Annotated in this window: 11 protein-coding genes; 9 read left to right on the top strand and 2 right to left on the bottom strand. The window is 29.2% G+C overall.

Features of this window, described 5'->3' with window-relative positions:
* The first annotated feature begins 247 nt into the window (after positions 1 to 247).
* The 7 genes from JOC47_RS15600 (at position 248) to JOC47_RS14710 (ending at position 12,141) form a co-directional block, all read left to right on the top strand.
* On the top strand, positions 248 to 1,309 hold the full coding sequence (locus tag JOC47_RS15600) for a hypothetical protein (protein ID WP_239551297.1): 1,062 nt from the start codon (positions 248 to 250) through the stop codon (positions 1,307 to 1,309).
* Between the two features lie 1,415 nt (positions 1,310 to 2,724).
* The gene (locus JOC47_RS14735; RefSeq protein ID WP_204703144.1) at positions 2,725 to 3,864 is read left to right on the top strand and encodes a hypothetical protein; all 1,140 of its coding nucleotides are present in this window, start codon (positions 2,725 to 2,727) and stop codon (positions 3,862 to 3,864) included.
* Complete coding sequence (locus JOC47_RS14730; RefSeq protein ID WP_500683579.1) at positions 3,842 to 4,768, top strand: hypothetical protein; 927 nt, start codon at positions 3,842 to 3,844, stop codon at positions 4,766 to 4,768. The genes JOC47_RS14735 and JOC47_RS14730 overlap by 23 nt, the downstream gene beginning before the upstream one ends.
* 261 nt (positions 4,769 to 5,029) lie before the next feature.
* Positions 5,030 to 7,441: a P-loop NTPase fold protein gene (locus JOC47_RS14725; RefSeq protein WP_204703140.1), complete on the top strand. Its 2,412-nt coding sequence runs from the start codon at positions 5,030 to 5,032 to the stop codon at positions 7,439 to 7,441.
* Between the two features lie 183 nt (positions 7,442 to 7,624).
* A complete protein-coding gene (locus tag JOC47_RS14720) occupies positions 7,625 to 8,833 on the top strand; it encodes a hypothetical protein (protein ID WP_204703138.1) in 1,209 nt (402 codons plus the stop codon).
* A gap of 1,343 nt (positions 8,834 to 10,176) precedes the next feature.
* Positions 10,177 to 11,568 (top strand): formylglycine-generating enzyme family protein, encoded by a 1,392-nt coding sequence (locus tag JOC47_RS14715; RefSeq protein WP_204703136.1) that lies wholly within the window; start codon positions 10,177 to 10,179, stop codon positions 11,566 to 11,568.
* A 237-nt stretch (positions 11,569 to 11,805) separates the two neighbouring features.
* On the top strand, positions 11,806 to 12,141 hold the full coding sequence (locus JOC47_RS14710; RefSeq protein ID WP_204703134.1) for a hypothetical protein: 336 nt from the start codon (positions 11,806 to 11,808) through the stop codon (positions 12,139 to 12,141).
* 376 nt (positions 12,142 to 12,517) lie between these two features.
* Here JOC47_RS14710 and JOC47_RS14705 read toward each other — a convergent pair whose 3' ends face one another.
* Both JOC47_RS14705 and JOC47_RS14700 read right to left on the bottom strand, forming a co-directional pair.
* Entirely contained in the window at positions 12,518 to 13,111 is a 594-nt protein-coding gene (locus tag JOC47_RS14705; protein WP_204703133.1) for a transposase, read from the bottom strand.
* Positions 13,096 to 13,713, bottom strand: a complete 618-nt coding sequence (locus tag JOC47_RS14700; RefSeq protein WP_204703131.1) for an IS110 family transposase — start codon at positions 13,711 to 13,713, stop codon at positions 13,096 to 13,098. Before JOC47_RS14700 ends, JOC47_RS14705 begins: the two co-directional genes overlap by 16 nt.
* A 544-nt stretch (positions 13,714 to 14,257) precedes the next feature.
* On the opposite strand from JOC47_RS14700, the gene JOC47_RS16010 reads away from it, so the two are divergent.
* Together JOC47_RS16010 and JOC47_RS16005 are read left to right on the top strand one after the other, a co-directional pair.
* Entirely contained in the window at positions 14,258 to 15,637 is a 1,380-nt protein-coding gene (locus JOC47_RS16010) for an ankyrin repeat domain-containing protein (protein ID WP_204703130.1), read from the top strand.
* 302 nt (positions 15,638 to 15,939) lie between these two features.
* Positions 15,940 to 16,284, top strand: coding sequence for a hypothetical protein (locus JOC47_RS16005; protein WP_204703129.1), 345 nt, complete (start codon positions 15,940 to 15,942; stop codon positions 16,282 to 16,284).
* The last annotated feature ends 216 nt before the right edge of the window (positions 16,285 to 16,500 follow it).

Here is a 16,500-nt window from a genome sequence, read left to right as displayed (position 1 = left end):
ATGGGGCAGGGTTGTAGTACTGACTTATGAAATTTAGGAGAATAGGCGAAGTATAGGAGCAGTAGCGAGACGTCGCGAAGCCCAGGGACGTTATCCGAAATAATGACTAATATTAGAGGTGGTTGATATGTATCAATTTCAAGAAATAGTTTCGATTTTAGAAAAGAATTATTGGCAAGGAATAGCAGGTATTATGCAAATGCTTGCAGCAATATTAACGATTCTTACACTTTGGAGTTCAATAAAAATGTTGAAATTAGCAAGAAAAGAAAGAGATGATTCAATTTCACCTACATGGGATATTGTAAGTGAAGAAATAAATACTATTTTAGTGTATGATTCAGAGTTCAAGTATTGTGTAGAAGGAGAAATAATACTTAAAAATACTGGATTTGGGTCGGCTGTTGATGTAAGTGCTACATTTGAATCAGAGAATAATAATAATATGGAAGTATTAATAGACGCCAGATATAAAAACCCAAAAGAAAATACTGTACTTGAAAAAGATAAAAATGAATTAGGAGTTCTTCCAAGTGAATTAGTTAAGATAAAAACAAAATGGAATATAAAAGAATCTCCTTCAGGAACAATAAAAATTAATAGTATAAATAAATTTAATAATGTTACAAGTCAAAAATTATACATAAAAGTTAGACATATAGGTGAAAAAGAAGTAATTGAATTTGATAATGATAATTTGGCTTATTGGAAATTAAAATGGATAAAGGAACCAAGAAATATTATTGAAAAGACTTTAGATTTTTTTAAACGAGAAGATAAGAGTGATGTTATTGATAAGTATTATAATATGGAGGTATGGGCTAGAAATTGTAAAGAAAAACATGGGGAACCAGGTTTTTTACAATTAAAAGGAAGATCTTGGTCTGAATCTTCTATTCGTAAATTTGTAAAAATTTATGGTTTATTAAATGTACCACCTTCAGCAACAGAATTACAACAAAATATCCCAGAAAATGAGAGTCACTATATGTGGAATAAATTATTTGTTAATTGGGTTGATGATGGAATAATAGAAGAAGGTCAAAACTTCAAAAAAGATTTTACTCCTAAAAAAATGGAAGATTGGATAAGAAGTACGTTTGAAATAGAACCGAATGGTTGGAATGAGGGTGAAGATTCTTTTGTGGTTAAAGAGGGTTCTGGTGCTAGTATTAGTTTTTTTGTAGATAAATTTGGAGATGTTTCAGTACCACCGACTGCAGAAGAATTAAAAGCATGTGATCCTAATAATAAAACAGGTTGGCATCGACATTTTGATTATTGGAAAGAGCAAGGGATTATTAATTAATATAAAGCCGTCATTACATCGGATAACAGCAGGTTAGCGACATCCCAACTTGGGAGTATAAATGAAAGTGAGGCTGACTTATGTTAGATTGTAGTTTTGACTAGGAGTTGGAGCATTAATTGGGGACGTCGCGAACCCCAGGAACGTTATGCGAAAGAAATGGCTAGCTTTATTGGTGGGGAAATTAAACCAGCTGCTTAAATTGAATTGTTATTGAAGATTAGATAGGGTAAGTGTAAATTATCTGCTTTTTGAAAACTTCAGGTATCAGCCAGCCAATAAAAGCAGTTTTAAAAACATTGGAAGAGAAGGGGAAAGATTTATATTTGGTGAAATTTAATAGTAGAATGTGAATAACTTCTGCTATTTTTTTATAGCTATATAAGAATATTTTTACTTTAAAGGAATTTTTATTGTTTGTAGTTATATATTCTTGTTTAGTAGAAGTTTTGAATTAGTTTTATTGGCTTGAGGTTGTTTGACAATCGAGTGTTTTGATTAAAATATTGAGCAATAAGGGGAGCAAGGTGGTGTCGTCATTGGCTGGCTGAAAGAAATCCAATTTCTGCTGTCATGAGGATTAATAGCGAATAAGTAAACTGAATATATTGTCAGCTTTTTAGTTTAGTTGAGAGTTGAAAGTTTTGAAGTAGATATAGATTAAATTCGTACGCCATTTCCATCGCATAACAGGGGATTAGCAACATCCCCAAGGTTTACTTATTAAAGCAGAATTAAAAGTTTAGCGGTAGAAGTAATGACTTGCGTTTTATATATTAGGTTACAGGGGGACATCGCGAATCCCCGGGACGTTATCTGACATTCTAGGATAAAAATACAAAAAGATAAAACACTTATATAAAACCAAAAAGATTATAAATTAAATTCTTTTAAAAATCACTTTGGAAAATCGTAAAAAGCCTTTTGAAAAGACTTAAAAAACATTGGTAAATCAAAACACTTGTAAAATTCAAAACACTTCAAACCACTTTGAAACCACTTTGGAACCACTTTGGAAAGATCTTGAAAACTAAAAATAGTTTAAAACAATTATATTTTTGTTGAGAATTAATGGAGATATCGTTTTAAATATTAAAATGAGAAATAATAAACCTAGAACATCAGATAACATAGGGTTAGCGACATCATAAGTGTTAGAGATTATTGTTGCCGCAATGACTTATGAAATTCAGATTTATAATTAGTAATGAAATAAATATATGACGTCGCGAATCCCAGGGACGTTATGTGACATTTTGCTTTTGCAATTATGTCTTTATTCCATATGAATAATTAGAGTGGTATTTAATCTTTAGTTTTTTTATGTTAACATGTAAATATAATAACTAATATACAATTTAATTAATAAACTGATTATATATGTAAATACTAATATTAAAAAGGAGGTGAAGACTTTGGAAATAAATGCGAAAAATAGGCGTATTTTATTTTCTACTTTTACTGATATTATGAATAATGTTTATGAAGATCGTAAAAAAGATCTTAAACAAAAGTTTGGTCAAAATTTAATAAAAACTTATTTAATAGAAGGACACGTAGGTAAGAATAAAGTTGTCAGTCATAATGATATTAATAAATTTTTTGTAGATAATAGCACAAATAATAATTTTGATTTAGATATTTATGAAACTGATGAAGAGAATTTTTTTAAATTAAAAATAGATGAAGTAGAACTATTTTTAGATGCAGTCTCTAATCAAAGATTTTGGCAGATTCATACTGCTTTTGATAGTGAATCTTCAGATGAAAAAATGAGAAAACTTTTAAGAACTTTTCCTTCATTAGACAGAGTTTGGCTAACAAAGAATTTACTTCAAAAAACAAAAAAGTATTCAATGTGGAGGGGGATTTCATTAAAGCATAATGAAATTGCTGAAAAAGGGAAAGAGGATTACGAAGCTGAAAGTATTAATTTTAGCGTAAATGGAAGTACTCAAAAGAAAGTGAATGACTTTATTGATTTATTAAAGAATAATGATGAATTTAATTATTCTACAGGAATTTCCAGAATAAGTGTGAGTTCCAGTTCAGGAGAAGGAGAAAATAAAATTTTAGATGATATTAAATATAATGGTAAATTTTCTACTAGAGGAAAAAGCTTTAATAGACATTTGTGGCTAATTAATAAAATTTATGATGAATACAAAGAGAAGATTAATAATATAGAAAAGGAATTTGCTATAAATTATAGTGATAATAGCTTAGAAGGTTTACCAATTAATATTGAATTTGAAAGAAATGATTTAAATGCAAAATATATTGTAGAAACTATTTTCTCTTCAAAAAAGCCATTTAACCTTTGGGGATATCCAAAAAAATTATCTGATAATTATTATAAGATATTTGCTGTTGATCTTCATAATGGTAATCAAGGAAAAAAAATAAATTTTGAAGTAACATCAGATTTTATAACAGTTTATTTGCCTAAAGGGAATTGTGGTAATACTATTGCAAGACTAATATGTAATATCCAAATACATTTGGATTCAATGATTAAAATTTGGGGTGGTGATGAAAAAAATGACCTTTTCTGATCTTGGATATAGACATGAAAATGAACTTATAAATATTATAGCAGGACTTTGCTTACCAAGAGCTGGTTTCCCTAAAACTTTGTATAATTTAGGATATAGAATAAGAGGATTTGATGAAATATTTAATAATCATAGGGGGGATGAATTAAAGCCAGATTTGATTATTGGATGTGATAATAAAGGATGTACAATTATTTTTGAAGCAAAAGCGGGAAAAAATGCTGATAGAGATCAATTAGAAAATTATAATAATATTACAAAAGAAGATTTAATAAAAAATGCTGGGTTTAGTAAAAAGTTGATTTCTAGTGGGCATGATATATCTTATGTTTGTTACGAAAAAACGTTTGTAAATAAAGAACAAATTGATGCCTTTAATAATTTAATAAAAAGTATAGAAGGTAATTATGAATTTCCTGTAATAGTTTTTGATAAACAGAATGCAATATTAGATTTAAAACATTATTCATTTAAAGATGAGGAGATTAATAAGGAATTAGATAAAAAGATTAATATCCCGATTAATAGGGTTCCTGAAATTATAAATTTTGATCAGCATAGTGATAAAAAAGAAATAAAAATTGAAGTTATAAGGACTATTATTAGCTATATTTTAAGTAATAAATACAAATTTGGGGTTGAAGAAATGTTAAATGAAATATTATCTCCTTTTCCTGGAATAACTAGTATGATTGGCAGTCAAACTAAAAAAGCAGTAAAAAACAAACTATTAACGGTACTAGATAATTTAGAAGAAGAAAAACCAGAATATTTTAAATGGGATGGAGATAATTGGATTATAAAATCTAAATTACATGGATTACATTCTACACAATTAAAAATGTTTTTAGATCTACCAGATAAAATAGAAATAGATGAAAATCAGTTAAGATTGTTTGATTAAATGAAGTTCCTAAGTAATTAGGGACTTTTTATTTTATATTAAAGCAAAACATCACATAACATAGGGTTAGCGACATCTAGGCTAGGAGAATAGACAAAGTTAGAGATTACATATGAAAGTTTTAGAGAATGGACAAGTTATAGGAGTGTTGAGCTAGACGTCGCGAACCCTAGGGACGTTAGGCGACATACACTTTATTAATTCTTTTTGGATACTAGTACTAGATAAAATTTTTTATAAAATATATGAAGGGATGGTTATATGGAAAATAAAAAAATATTTATTAATGTTATAATTATTTCTATATTGTTATCATCAATTTTTTTCTTTAATTTTGAAATTAATATAATGCAGTACACATTTTTTATGGGAGCATTTTTAATTCTATTATTTTGGAATTATAATATGCCTGAAAACTTGAAAATATTTGATTTGTTTATAATAGTATCTTTAGGAAATTTTTTATCTTATATATTTATAAATAAAATCATATACAGCGAAGTAGAGGCCGAAAATATTTTTTTGATATCAGGTTCATTACTTTTATCTGTTTTATCAATCAGAAGTTATTTAATTTATAAGTTTAGTGAGGAAGATTTAAATAAAAATGAAAAATTATTTTATAAAAGACAAAAAGACTTAAAGAGACTTTCAAGTTATTTAAAAATGTTTGATATTATAGGTGTTAATGCTATGTGGGGAGCAGGAAAAACGTTTTTAGTTAATAAGCTAAAAAAGAGAATTAAAGAAGATTATGAAATTATTGAAATTGATATTTTATCATGTAACTTTGATGAATTTCAAATAACATTGATAAATGAAATAGAAAAGGTTATGGATAGAAACAAAATAATATCAATGTATTCAAATAAACTTAAACAGCTTTTAGCTAATGAAGGAATAATTTCAAAGGTGAAGAATTTGATTTTCGTTAATAATTATTCTTTTTCCCAAACAATAAAAGAGTTTCAAGCTGAATTGAATAAAATAGATAAAAAAATTGTAATAATTTACGAAGATATAGATAGAATTTCAGATAAAAATATGATAAAAAAAATATTTTCATTATCAGAAAAATTATCTAATGAAAATATAAAGATAATATATCAATACCATGAGCAAAAATTAAAAGAGAAAGGTTTTAGCAATGCATATTTAGAAAAGTATATACAATTTAAAATGAATTTAACAAATATAAACTTTTTTGAAATAGTCCAATTGGTATTTCGAGAAAATAATTTTGATGAGGATGTATTAATGATAGATGATTTTGAATTTTTAAAAGATTATGTTCAAAAAAATAGAAATAATACTTTGCAGAGAGTATTTGGCATAAATAAAGTAGTACATTTCACTATTACTAATGTTAGTATCAGAAGAGTGAAAAATTTCTTAGATGAATTATATAATATAATAGATCAGGAAGGATATAAGGATTATAAAGAAACAGTAATTAGTTTCTTCTTTTTAAAACATTTTATATCAACGGAATATGAGAAATTAAATATTGAAGAAGGATTATTAGAAACTTTTAAATTTGAAGTTGATTCAGAACTTTATACTATTACAGAATTAATTGATTTATATAATTCTAATGAATTCGATGAAGATTCTATAGAAGAAATATTTAATGATGAACAAAATGCGAGAAAATATTCTATTTTGAAACTATTTAATTATAATTATCAAATTGGTAATCAAATTAAAACTGAAAATAATGAAGAAAAAAGATTAAAATTAATTAAAGAAGAGGGAGTTGATTTATTAAAAGCTAGAAATAGTAATGAGAAAAAAGACAGATTAATTTGGAATTTGCTGGCAAATGGCAAATCAAAATATACTGATTATGAATATGTTGGAAATAAATTTGTTAAGGATGTTTTAAATCAGTCAGAAGAGAAGCAAGAAAAGGCTTATAGAGAGTTTAAGGATGATTTATTCCATACAGATTCTATTAAAGACAATAAAACAATTTTTAAACTAAAAGTTCCTTCATTTATTGAATTATTTAAATCGTTTCGAGTTGCAAATGTATCTTTTGATGATCAAATAAATCTGATCAAATTTTATTTCAAAGCTAAAGGTATTGAAGTAATTAGTAAGGAGGTTTTACAAACAATAAATTATTGTAATTTAAAGACAAATAAAGAATACATTTATGTATTAAATCGTATTAACAAACTAGATATAGAGGGGAATTTAAATTCAGAAGATTGTTTTGCAAAATTTTTAAAAAAATTTATTGGGGCTTTATCTAGAAGAGGATATATAAATACAATGGATTATTTTATGATTAATAATGAAAAAATTAATGAAGGATATAAAAATAAAGTAATAGATGAATTAAAAATGATTATTAAACGAATTAATACATTGAAAAGTAATACAATTGATAATTTAGAATTTGAGGAATTAAAGTCTAATCTTAATGTAATAGTAGAATTTTTAAATAAAATGATAGATTTGATAAATTGTAAAGATCAATTTAAAGAAGAAAGAGAAGATGGAGTTGAAACCAGAATGGAAAGTAGGTATATAAATCAAGAAGAATTTGATAGATTAAAAAAGATAAAATCTAAAGATGAAGATGAATTTAAGAAGAAATTAAGGAAAAGTTATATTAATGAAAAAATAACGCCATATGAAATTAAAGAATTATTAGATTGTGAATAATAGTAATTATTATGGCGTGTACGTCGCCTAACATAGGGTTAGCGACATCTAGGCTAGGAGGTTAAGCAAAGTTAGGAATTACATATGGAAGTTTTAGAGAATGGACAAGTTATAGGAGGATTGAGCTAGACGTCGCGAACCCTAGGGACGTTAGGCGAAATAATTTAATGGAGGTTTATGTTTATGAATTGGCCACGAAAAGATGGAGAAATTTTCATAAAACCTACAAACGAAAATAATTTAGCTAGAATGTTTAGTTCTGGAGATATAAAAGATGATTTTTTGAAATATAGTAGAGGATATAAGCTGTCAGCAGATTTGTTAATAAGATATGTAATTAAAACCGAAAAGATTAGTAAATTAGACACATATTTTTTCCAAATTGTATATCTTTATAGGCAATCTATTGAACTTATAATGAAAGCTATATTTTTTGATAAAAATGAAGATAGTGAAAAACGAGAGACATTTTTGCATGATACTAGGCATGAGTTGTTATCAATTTGGGACGAAATTTCAAGTGATTTAGAGCAAAGATATAACAAAAATGAAAGACTATTGGAGTGGGTTTATATAAATATAGAAAATATTGCTGGTTTTGATAAACATTCAGATGTCTTTCGATATCCAAATACCAAAGATTTAGAATTATTTTTTAAAGAGGAAAAACGCTATAATTTGAGGAATATAGCTGAAAATATGAATTGCTTGTTTGAATTTTTTGAGAATTTTATAAATGATAACTTTTTTAATGATTTAAATGAAGTTATAAGTAGGGAACCTTTAGTTTTTGTAGAAGGAGGAAGCTATTACGAATTTTCACATATTGGTTGGAATTATGATGCAGAATATCACTATCACACATATATTAAAGGTTATAAAGAATGTGCAAATATTTTAGTTGATAGGGCTTTAGAATCTGAAAATAAAGATTTTAATAATAAAATAATTTTCCCAATTTGTTTTTTGTATAGAAATTTACTTGAATTATTATTAAAAAACATATTAATTAATTATTCAAGTTTGGAAATAGCAGAAATAAAGAAGGGTTTAAATAGGAAAAAGCATAGTTTAATTGGATTATGGAATCTTATCAAAGATGATATTAAGGATGTTCCTCATGATGAAGAAGATAAGACTTTAAAATATGTTGAAAAATATATTGAAGAGTTTCATCAAAAGGATGTTAGATCTGATAAATTCAGGTATCCAATTGATTTTAATATTCAAAAGTATTTTGATAGTTCTGAAGAAATAGATGTTAAAAATTTATCTTTATGTTTAAAAGAGTTAATTTGTTTTTTTGATGGGGTAACTCAAGCTTTGATGCATAGGAAAGAGTTAAGACAAGAAATAATGAGAGATTATAGACCTTTTAATGGCAATTATTGAGTATAAATTACTTCGCCTAACATGGGCTTAGCGACATCTAGGCTGAGAGGTTAAGCAAGCTTAGGAATTACATATGTAAGTTTTAGAGGATAGACAAGTTATAGGAAGCTTGAGCAAGACGTCGCGAAGCCCAGGGACGTTATATGACAGAACTAATATATTAATTTTTTGGTATAGAATTGAACCAGTAAGAGATAACTATTTCCGAGAGAAGGTTAGGAAATAGTTGTTTTTATATAGGTTTAGGATTTTAGTAGCAAGTTAGAGAATTTAATAGAGCTTTTTTAGTTGCTTTTTAAAAGAAGAATAAATTAGTTTTCAAAGTCTTTTGTTAAAACATAAAGAAAAAGATTTGATTTCAAAAAAAGCTTCAGCAATATTTTCGTAACATTTCCTAACCTCTTTATAATTGTGCAAGTTTGTTTATTTGGATTATTCTTAGGCTAGAAGTATGACTACTTTTAAAGTTTTAAGCAAAAATAATTAGGTCAAGAGTAATTAAACCTCTTATGGTATAGCATGGCTAGATTGATGTAGTCAACTTCTAGCTTGCAGAGAAAGTTGGAAAAGGGAAAGGGGGCAGAAGAAAACCTTTCTTTATCCTTGATTAGGAAGTGTTAGGCTGGTCTTTTCGTTAGGAAAACCAGTGCTGAGTTAGACAGGAGTTAGGCTAAATAGACAGCTTTTTAATTTGTTAGTAATGAGCATTGTGAGAGATGATAAACCCTTGGAATAGCATGGTAATATTTTATTAGCTAACTCCTTAGTTTCATTTTGAATGTGAAAGTTGAAAACCCATTTTTCTCTTTTTGAAAATTGGATTATTTTATGAAGGGTTTATACATATTAGCAAGAATTACATAATTGAGAGAAAAGATTCACTTATTAGGAAGATATAAGTTTCGCCCCCTTTCCCTATGGAAAATAGTTTTGGGCTAGGGATAGAACTTCTTTGTGATGCGTATAAAATAGCTTTTAGCTAAGATAATAGCAATAGCAGAATTTTATCTTTATGGTTACCGGGTCGCTCCATCATATAACATGCGATTAGCGACATCTAGGTAAGAGGGAGAGGCAGGGTTGCAGCACTGACTTATGAAATTTAGGAGGATGAGCAGAAATAGAGGAGCAAGAGCGAGACGTCGCGAATCCCAGGGACGTTATCAGAAATCCTGCTTAGTGCTTGTTATATCAGTAGTTTAGGGAGGTGATTAGAGGAAAAGTTTTTAATTGAGAATTATATTTTGAAGGTATTTTAAAGTAAAAAGCTATGTTAATTTTATGTTCGGTGTTTATTGCATTATGCTAAAAAATAACATATTTAAAATTGAGGAGGCATTTAAATGCAGATAAAGAAGTTAGCAATATTAAGTTTAGTTGTGATTTTATCGTTGGGTATGGCAGGCTGTTCAGGGGATGATAGTAGTTCAACGAAATATGATTTAACAGTAGGACCTGAAAGAGAAGAGCGAGGAGAAGTAATAGTTGACCCGCAAAAAGATAAGTACGAAGAAGGAACAGAGGTAACTTTGGCTCCTAGCGGAAAAGGAAAATATAGTTTTGCCTACTGGGAAGGTAGTGGTTATGACGGTAATACGGATAACCCCTTAAAAGTAACTATGACTAACGATTTACAGTTGGTGGCAGTATTTACAGACAGTAAAGCTCCGAGTTGGCAGACGGAACCAAATATAACAACAGCAGCGGATACAAATAGTTTAGGGATTAGTGCTAAAGTAGATGAAGGAGGAACAATTTATTATAAAGTTATGTTAGATGGAGCAACAAGACCAGCAGCAAGTGAAGTGAAATCAGCCGGGAATGGTACTTCAATAGCAGCAGAAACAGCAAAAGAAATTACCATTTCTGGTCTTGATTTGGGGACAAGTTATGATGTTTTCTTTGCTGTAGAGGATAGTGCTGGCAATTTACAGAGTGATAGTATAGTGAAAAAGGTAGATGTTAGTACTGAACTTAGTGCTCCTTCTAACTCTGATTTTGTAAATGTTCCAGCAGGAAAAACCAGTTCAGATAATGGTGGTTTAACTTTAGATTATCACATAGAAATGAGTAAATATGAAGTAACTCACGCGAAGTTCATTGAGTTTTTAAATAATGCTGGAGTATCAGGAAATGGATTTTATAAAGGGAAAAAAATGATAGACATAGATGAGAATACGAGTGCGGTAACTTATTATGATATCGGTCTTTTTACATTCGAAGGTCATATGTATGCAAATGAAGAAAATACACCAGTAATGGAGGTAACTTGGTATGGAGCCTTAGCTTATTGTAATTGGCTAAGTGAACAGGAAGGATTAACTCCAGCTTATGATTTAGATAACTGGAAACTAAAAGATAAACCTCAAAACTTAGAAGGATATAGACTACCAACGAAAACAGAATGGGAGTATGCAGCTCACGGAGGAGCTAATGGAGACAATACAACTTATGCAGGTAGTGATAATATTGATGATGTAGCTTGGCATGATGAGAATTCAGATGAGAAGATTCATCCAGTAGGACAGAAACAGCCTAATGAGCTAGGTATATATGACATGTCAGGAAACGTGGCCGAGTGGACTAACAATATCTATTCTGTTACTGGTTCTGATCGTGTTACTCAAAACGGCAGTTTCGCATTAAGCGACGATTGTTATATAGGTGCTTCTAACTACAATGCCCCGTCCGACGGCACCATCTTTCTCGGTTTTCGTCTTACCAAGACAAAGTAGGATTTGGGGTTTGGAACGAATTTGACTTTGAGTTATTGTTTTAGGCATATAAGTTAGAAAATAGTATTAGACTATAATATTGAAGCTAGGAGACGGGGGGGAGCGTAAGCTAACCCTCCGTCTCCTAAGCGGAAATGATTTTTGTGGATTAGATATTTAAATTAGATTCAAGAAATAAAAAAGGGGTTCGGGGGATATGATCCCCCGATAACTAATTTTTAAAAAGAGTAATAAAAAATGGAAATAAAGATATTAACAATTCCTTTTGATAAAGAATTAAGCGTATTTGATAGTGAACTAATAGAAAATTTTATTCTCAACAAAGAAGTGGTTGCAATTAAATCCGAATTTTTTACAGCCGATAAACCTTACTGGACATTTGCAATCAAGTATCAACCACTAGAAAAAATTGATAAACCAGTTGAAGAAAAAGAATTCAATTTAAGCAAAGCAGAGGAAAAATTATTTGAAACAATTAGAAATTGTCGAAATGAACGAGCTTCAGCAGAAGGATTTCCGCCATATATTATAGCTGCTAATAAGCAGTTGAAAAGTTGCTCAGTTATAGCCTAAATTATTAGCTGAATTAAAGACAATCCAATGAAGGCTGTGTGAAATTTGAAGTGTATTAATAAGTTCAAAACCAACGCAGAACTTCTGATAACAGCAGATTAACAACATCCCAGTCTAAGAGCATAAATGAAGTGTGGGATGACTCACATAAGATTTTAGTTTTAGTTAGAAAGTTAAGAGTATTATCGGCGACGTCGTGAATCTGCGGGGCGTTATCAGAAATTCTATTTATTATATTAGTAATTTAAGACGTCCTATGTAAAGTAAAAGTTTTACAAGTTAAAAAATAGAAATTATTTTTAGTTAGTAATCCCCTAAAGAACAATTACAAAATTTTAAAATAGGTTATTAGTCAAAACAAACAATGAACAACTATTTAGCTAGCTTGATTAGGGAGCTCATAAGCCGATTTATCTCGCATCATAGCATATATAATATCAACTAAACGTCTTTGCAAACAGACTAAAGCTGATTTGCGAGATTTTCCTTCATTAAGTTTCTTTTGATAATATTGATAGGCAGCTAGGTTTTTAGGTTTTCCATTTCTAGTGATCCCAATTTGTTGTATAGCTAGCATATAAAAAGCTTGGTTTAAATCCCGACAACCATACTTTTTTCGTGAAGTTTGCCTGGATTTGCCTGAACTATGTTCAGCAGGAGCTAGTCCAGCATATCTGGCTAATTGATTAGCTGAATTGAAACGTTCTATATAGCCAATTTCAGCGATGAATTGAGCTGCTAAAGTATAACCAATGCCAGGCATAGTAGTAAGCTTATATGGGTTATCATCAATTTTTTCAGCTAGTTGTTTTTTGACAGTTTCAATTTGTTGATTGATAAGTTGAGGGATTAGAGCACTTCTAGTTTTACTGGAGACATCTGTCATTTGATTTTTATCTACTAACTCAAGAATAGTTTTAGCTTTATCGTTAGAGATATTTTTGGCTTGATTTTCTAAAAAATTCTGCAATTTTTTTCACCGTAGTATTTAAGTTGAGCTGGATGAGGGAACTTTTCCCAGTAAGCTAAAGCAGTTTTGCCGCTAAAAGGATTACTGAAGAATTCTTTGTAATTAGGGAATTGCTGATGTATAAGATCATGTAATTGGTTTTTAAGTTGAGTACGTTGTTTGATGAGGCTTTGAAGGTAATTATTTAGCTCTTTGATGGCTTTAAAGTTAGCGTCTTTACGAACTTGCGGTAAATTATCCCAATTGGATAGTAAGACATTAGCAATAGCTTCAGCATCGATTGCGTCTGATTTATCAGGGTTGGGACTATGTTTTCTTTCTCGTTTAGTTAAAGCGGGGTTAACTTCTTTAACTTGATAGCCTTTGTTGACTAGCCATTGGGCTAAAGATCGTCCAAGACCTTGAGTATCCTCTAAACCAAAGAGTAAAGTTTCCTGGTTAGGAGTAATGTTTTGAAGTTTGCTAACGAAGTCTTTAAAATCACTAGGATTGTTGGGAGTTTCAACAGTTTCTAATTTCTTGTGAAAACAGTTAATAACCACAGCAGTATGTTGATTCTTATGTGTATCAACACCAACGAAGAGATGATCTTGATAATTCATTTGAATCAACTCTTAGTTAAGTGATTTATTAATAATCATCAGGCGAGTCCTGTTGTAAAAGCGTTGGTTCGCAGCGTCCTATTGACCGCCTCTGATGATTGAAAGGAGTGGGTGTCAGTCTCGTATAGAGCGTTACTTCAGATAATTCTGAAGCCGCAAGGAGGTGAAAAGACTAACCCACTCCTATAATCAACTTTTTCAAAAACTAAAAACGAGGTGGAGTCCTCAATGTTAGAGCGTTACTCCTGGATAGGAGTCGCAGAGGCACTCCACCTCGCTAGGAAAATTATATCATAAAGGAGAATGAAAATTAAGGTGAAACACCTAATTTTTATCCAGAAGTAACGTTTTCTATTAAAATAATAACACAACAGGAGGTGATTTAAAATTTATTTTATTAGTTAATTGATTGGAGAGTTGATTTAGTATTTAATTAAATTAGTTATAGCATTGTGTATTTGCTATTAAAAAATTGAAGACTAAGAATATTTTAAAATTTAGTGTTATTAATGAACCTGTTAAGTAATTATTTGGAGGGATAAAAATGACTAATAAAAAAAAGCTATTAACAATTGGAATAATTGCTATTTTGGTTTTAAGTTTCTCCTTTGGAATTAAAGCAGAAGAAAGTGAATTATTTAAAGCAGTTAAACAAAATAATGTAACAAAAGTAAAAGAACTAATTAAATCAGGTGTCAATATTAATAAAACTTCTGAATACTATAATATTCAAGTGACTCCTTTAATCCTAGCACTTCATAAAGGACATTCAAAAATTGGAAAATTATTGATAAAAGCAGGGACTAAAGTGAACTGGACGACTAAAAATGATATTACTGCTTTAGATTTTGCTGAAAAACCGCAAGTAGTAAAATTGTTATTAAAGAATGGTGCAAACTTTGATGATAAAAATATAATAATAGCAATAAAAAACAAAAACTCAAAAAAGGCTAAAATATTATTAAAAAACAGTGATAATTTTAATGTAAATGCTGTAGATGATACCTTTGGCAGAACTGCTCTAATGTATGCGGCAAAAAATGGGGATTTAGGTATGGTAAATAAATTGATAAAAAAAGGGGCTAACGTTAATTATAAGACTAAGGAAAAGAAAGGTACTCTCAGAAAAGAAGTTTATAAAGGAGTAACTGCTTTAATGTATGCAGCAAAAAATGGGGATGTAGATATGATAAATAAATTAATAGAAGAAGGAGCAGATGTTACTGCTAAAGATAATATGGGAAGAACTGCTTTAATGATGGCAGTTATGAATCCCGAAGCAGTTAAATTATTAATAAAAAAAGGAGCTAATGTGAATGTGAAATCTGATAAAGGAAAAACTGCTTTAATGTATGCAGCAGCTGCTAGAAATATAAAATCAATAAAAATTTTATTAGCAAATGAAGCTAATGCTAATGCTAGGGATAATAAAGGGAGGACCGCTTTAGATTTTGCAGTACTGGAAAGAGACTCAAGAATAGTAAAGCGTGAGAAAAAAATAGCAAAAATGTTGATAAAAAATGGTTTAAAAAGTAAAACAGCCTTGTTCAAATCAATAGATAAGGAACGTCCAGAAGTAGTAGAGATATTAATAGAAGAAGGAGCAGATGTTAATGTTAGAACTGATGATGGCCGAACTGCTTTAATGAAAGCAATAGGGGAAAATAATTCAGAAATAGTAAAGGTATTAATAAAAGGAGGAGCAAATGTTAATGCTAAAGATAATAACGGGCAAACTGCTTTAATGAAAGCAGTAAATAAAAGAAATAAGTATGTAGTAAAGATGTTAATAGAAAACGGAGCAAATGTTAATGCTAAAGATAATAAAGGACAGACTGCTTTAGATATTTTAGAAAATCTAAATTTTGAAAAAAACAAAGTGATTTTTGAGATTTTAATTGCAGCTTCTGAAGAAAAAAAATAAGCATGTATCTATAGAACTTCTGATAACATAGTATTAGCGACATCTAACTAGGGAGCATGGACTAGGTTACAATAACTTATGAAAGTCTGGGTGATTTAGCCCAGGCTTTTCAGCTTTATACTAGACGTCGTGAATACTAGGGACGTTAGACGAAATGGCAAGCAAAGTTTATTATTTGTTAGAAAGTCATAATATATGTTATTATTTAAATTAGAAGTATTTAATGGTTGGTTTTCACTAGAAGAGTATTTAATTTAGATGTATTTATATGAAAGGCTTTCAAATAGAAAGGATGATAAAATATGTCTCATGATCAAACTATAGGGGATGAATTTACATTTAAGGTTCATACAGAAAGATGGGGGCACAATGATAATTATACAGTTAAACGTACACAAGATGGATGGGAAATTTCTAATATAGCTATTGGTGGAGAATGTGATAAAAGTGGAGATCCTTATTTATTTAAAAATTTTAAACAAGATTTTATTGATTATCCTATTAATATAGGTGAGTATATGATATCAATTTGGGAAAGAGCAAAGAGTGAAAATTGGAATCATCAAGAAGTACAAGAGGCTTTAGATAGAGTAGCTAATTGGGTAAGTCAATGTGAAGAAAATTCTCCAAAAGATTTGCTTAGATAAAAATAATTTAATAAAAGAAAGCCTTTCATATATTTACTTTAAACTTTTATAGTTTAAGAAATTGTTTTTTTCTTACGAGTTAATATTATTTTAAATGCAAATAATAATTGAAAAGATATAAAATGAATTAAATTGATTTTATTGAGAGATAATTATAAATTGAAAGAAAATAGAGAGAGGATGGTTCTAAATGATAATTGCTAAATTAGGTGATAT

Source organism: Halanaerobacter jeridensis (genome assembly GCF_016908315.1).
Lineage (GTDB): Bacteria > Bacillota > Halanaerobiia > Halobacteroidales > Halobacteroidaceae > Halanaerobacter > Halanaerobacter jeridensis.
Note: the sequence above shows the minus strand (reverse complement) of the source record. Positions and strands in the feature narration are given on the sequence as shown.

Coding starts and splice junctions, on each gene's coding strand:
- JOC47_RS14700 (WP_204703131.1), bottom strand. CDS start 13,713: ATGAATTATCAAGATCATCTCTTCGTTGGTGTTGATACACATAAGAAT.
- JOC47_RS14720 (WP_204703138.1), top strand. CDS start 7,625: ATGAATTGGCCACGAAAAGATGGAGAAATTTTCATAAAACCTACAAAC.
- JOC47_RS14730 (WP_500683579.1), top strand. CDS start 3,842: ATGAAAAAAATGACCTTTTCTGATCTTGGATATAGACATGAAAATGAA.
- JOC47_RS16005 (WP_204703129.1), top strand. CDS start 15,940: ATGTCTCATGATCAAACTATAGGGGATGAATTTACATTTAAGGTTCAT.
- JOC47_RS14715 (WP_204703136.1), top strand. CDS start 10,177: ATGCAGATAAAGAAGTTAGCAATATTAAGTTTAGTTGTGATTTTATCG.
- JOC47_RS14710 (WP_204703134.1), top strand. CDS start 11,806: ATGGAAATAAAGATATTAACAATTCCTTTTGATAAAGAATTAAGCGTA.
- JOC47_RS14725 (WP_204703140.1), top strand. CDS start 5,030: ATGGAAAATAAAAAAATATTTATTAATGTTATAATTATTTCTATATTG.
- JOC47_RS16010 (WP_204703130.1), top strand. CDS start 14,258: ATGACTAATAAAAAAAAGCTATTAACAATTGGAATAATTGCTATTTTG.
- JOC47_RS15600 (WP_239551297.1), top strand. CDS start 248: ATGTTGAAATTAGCAAGAAAAGAAAGAGATGATTCAATTTCACCTACA.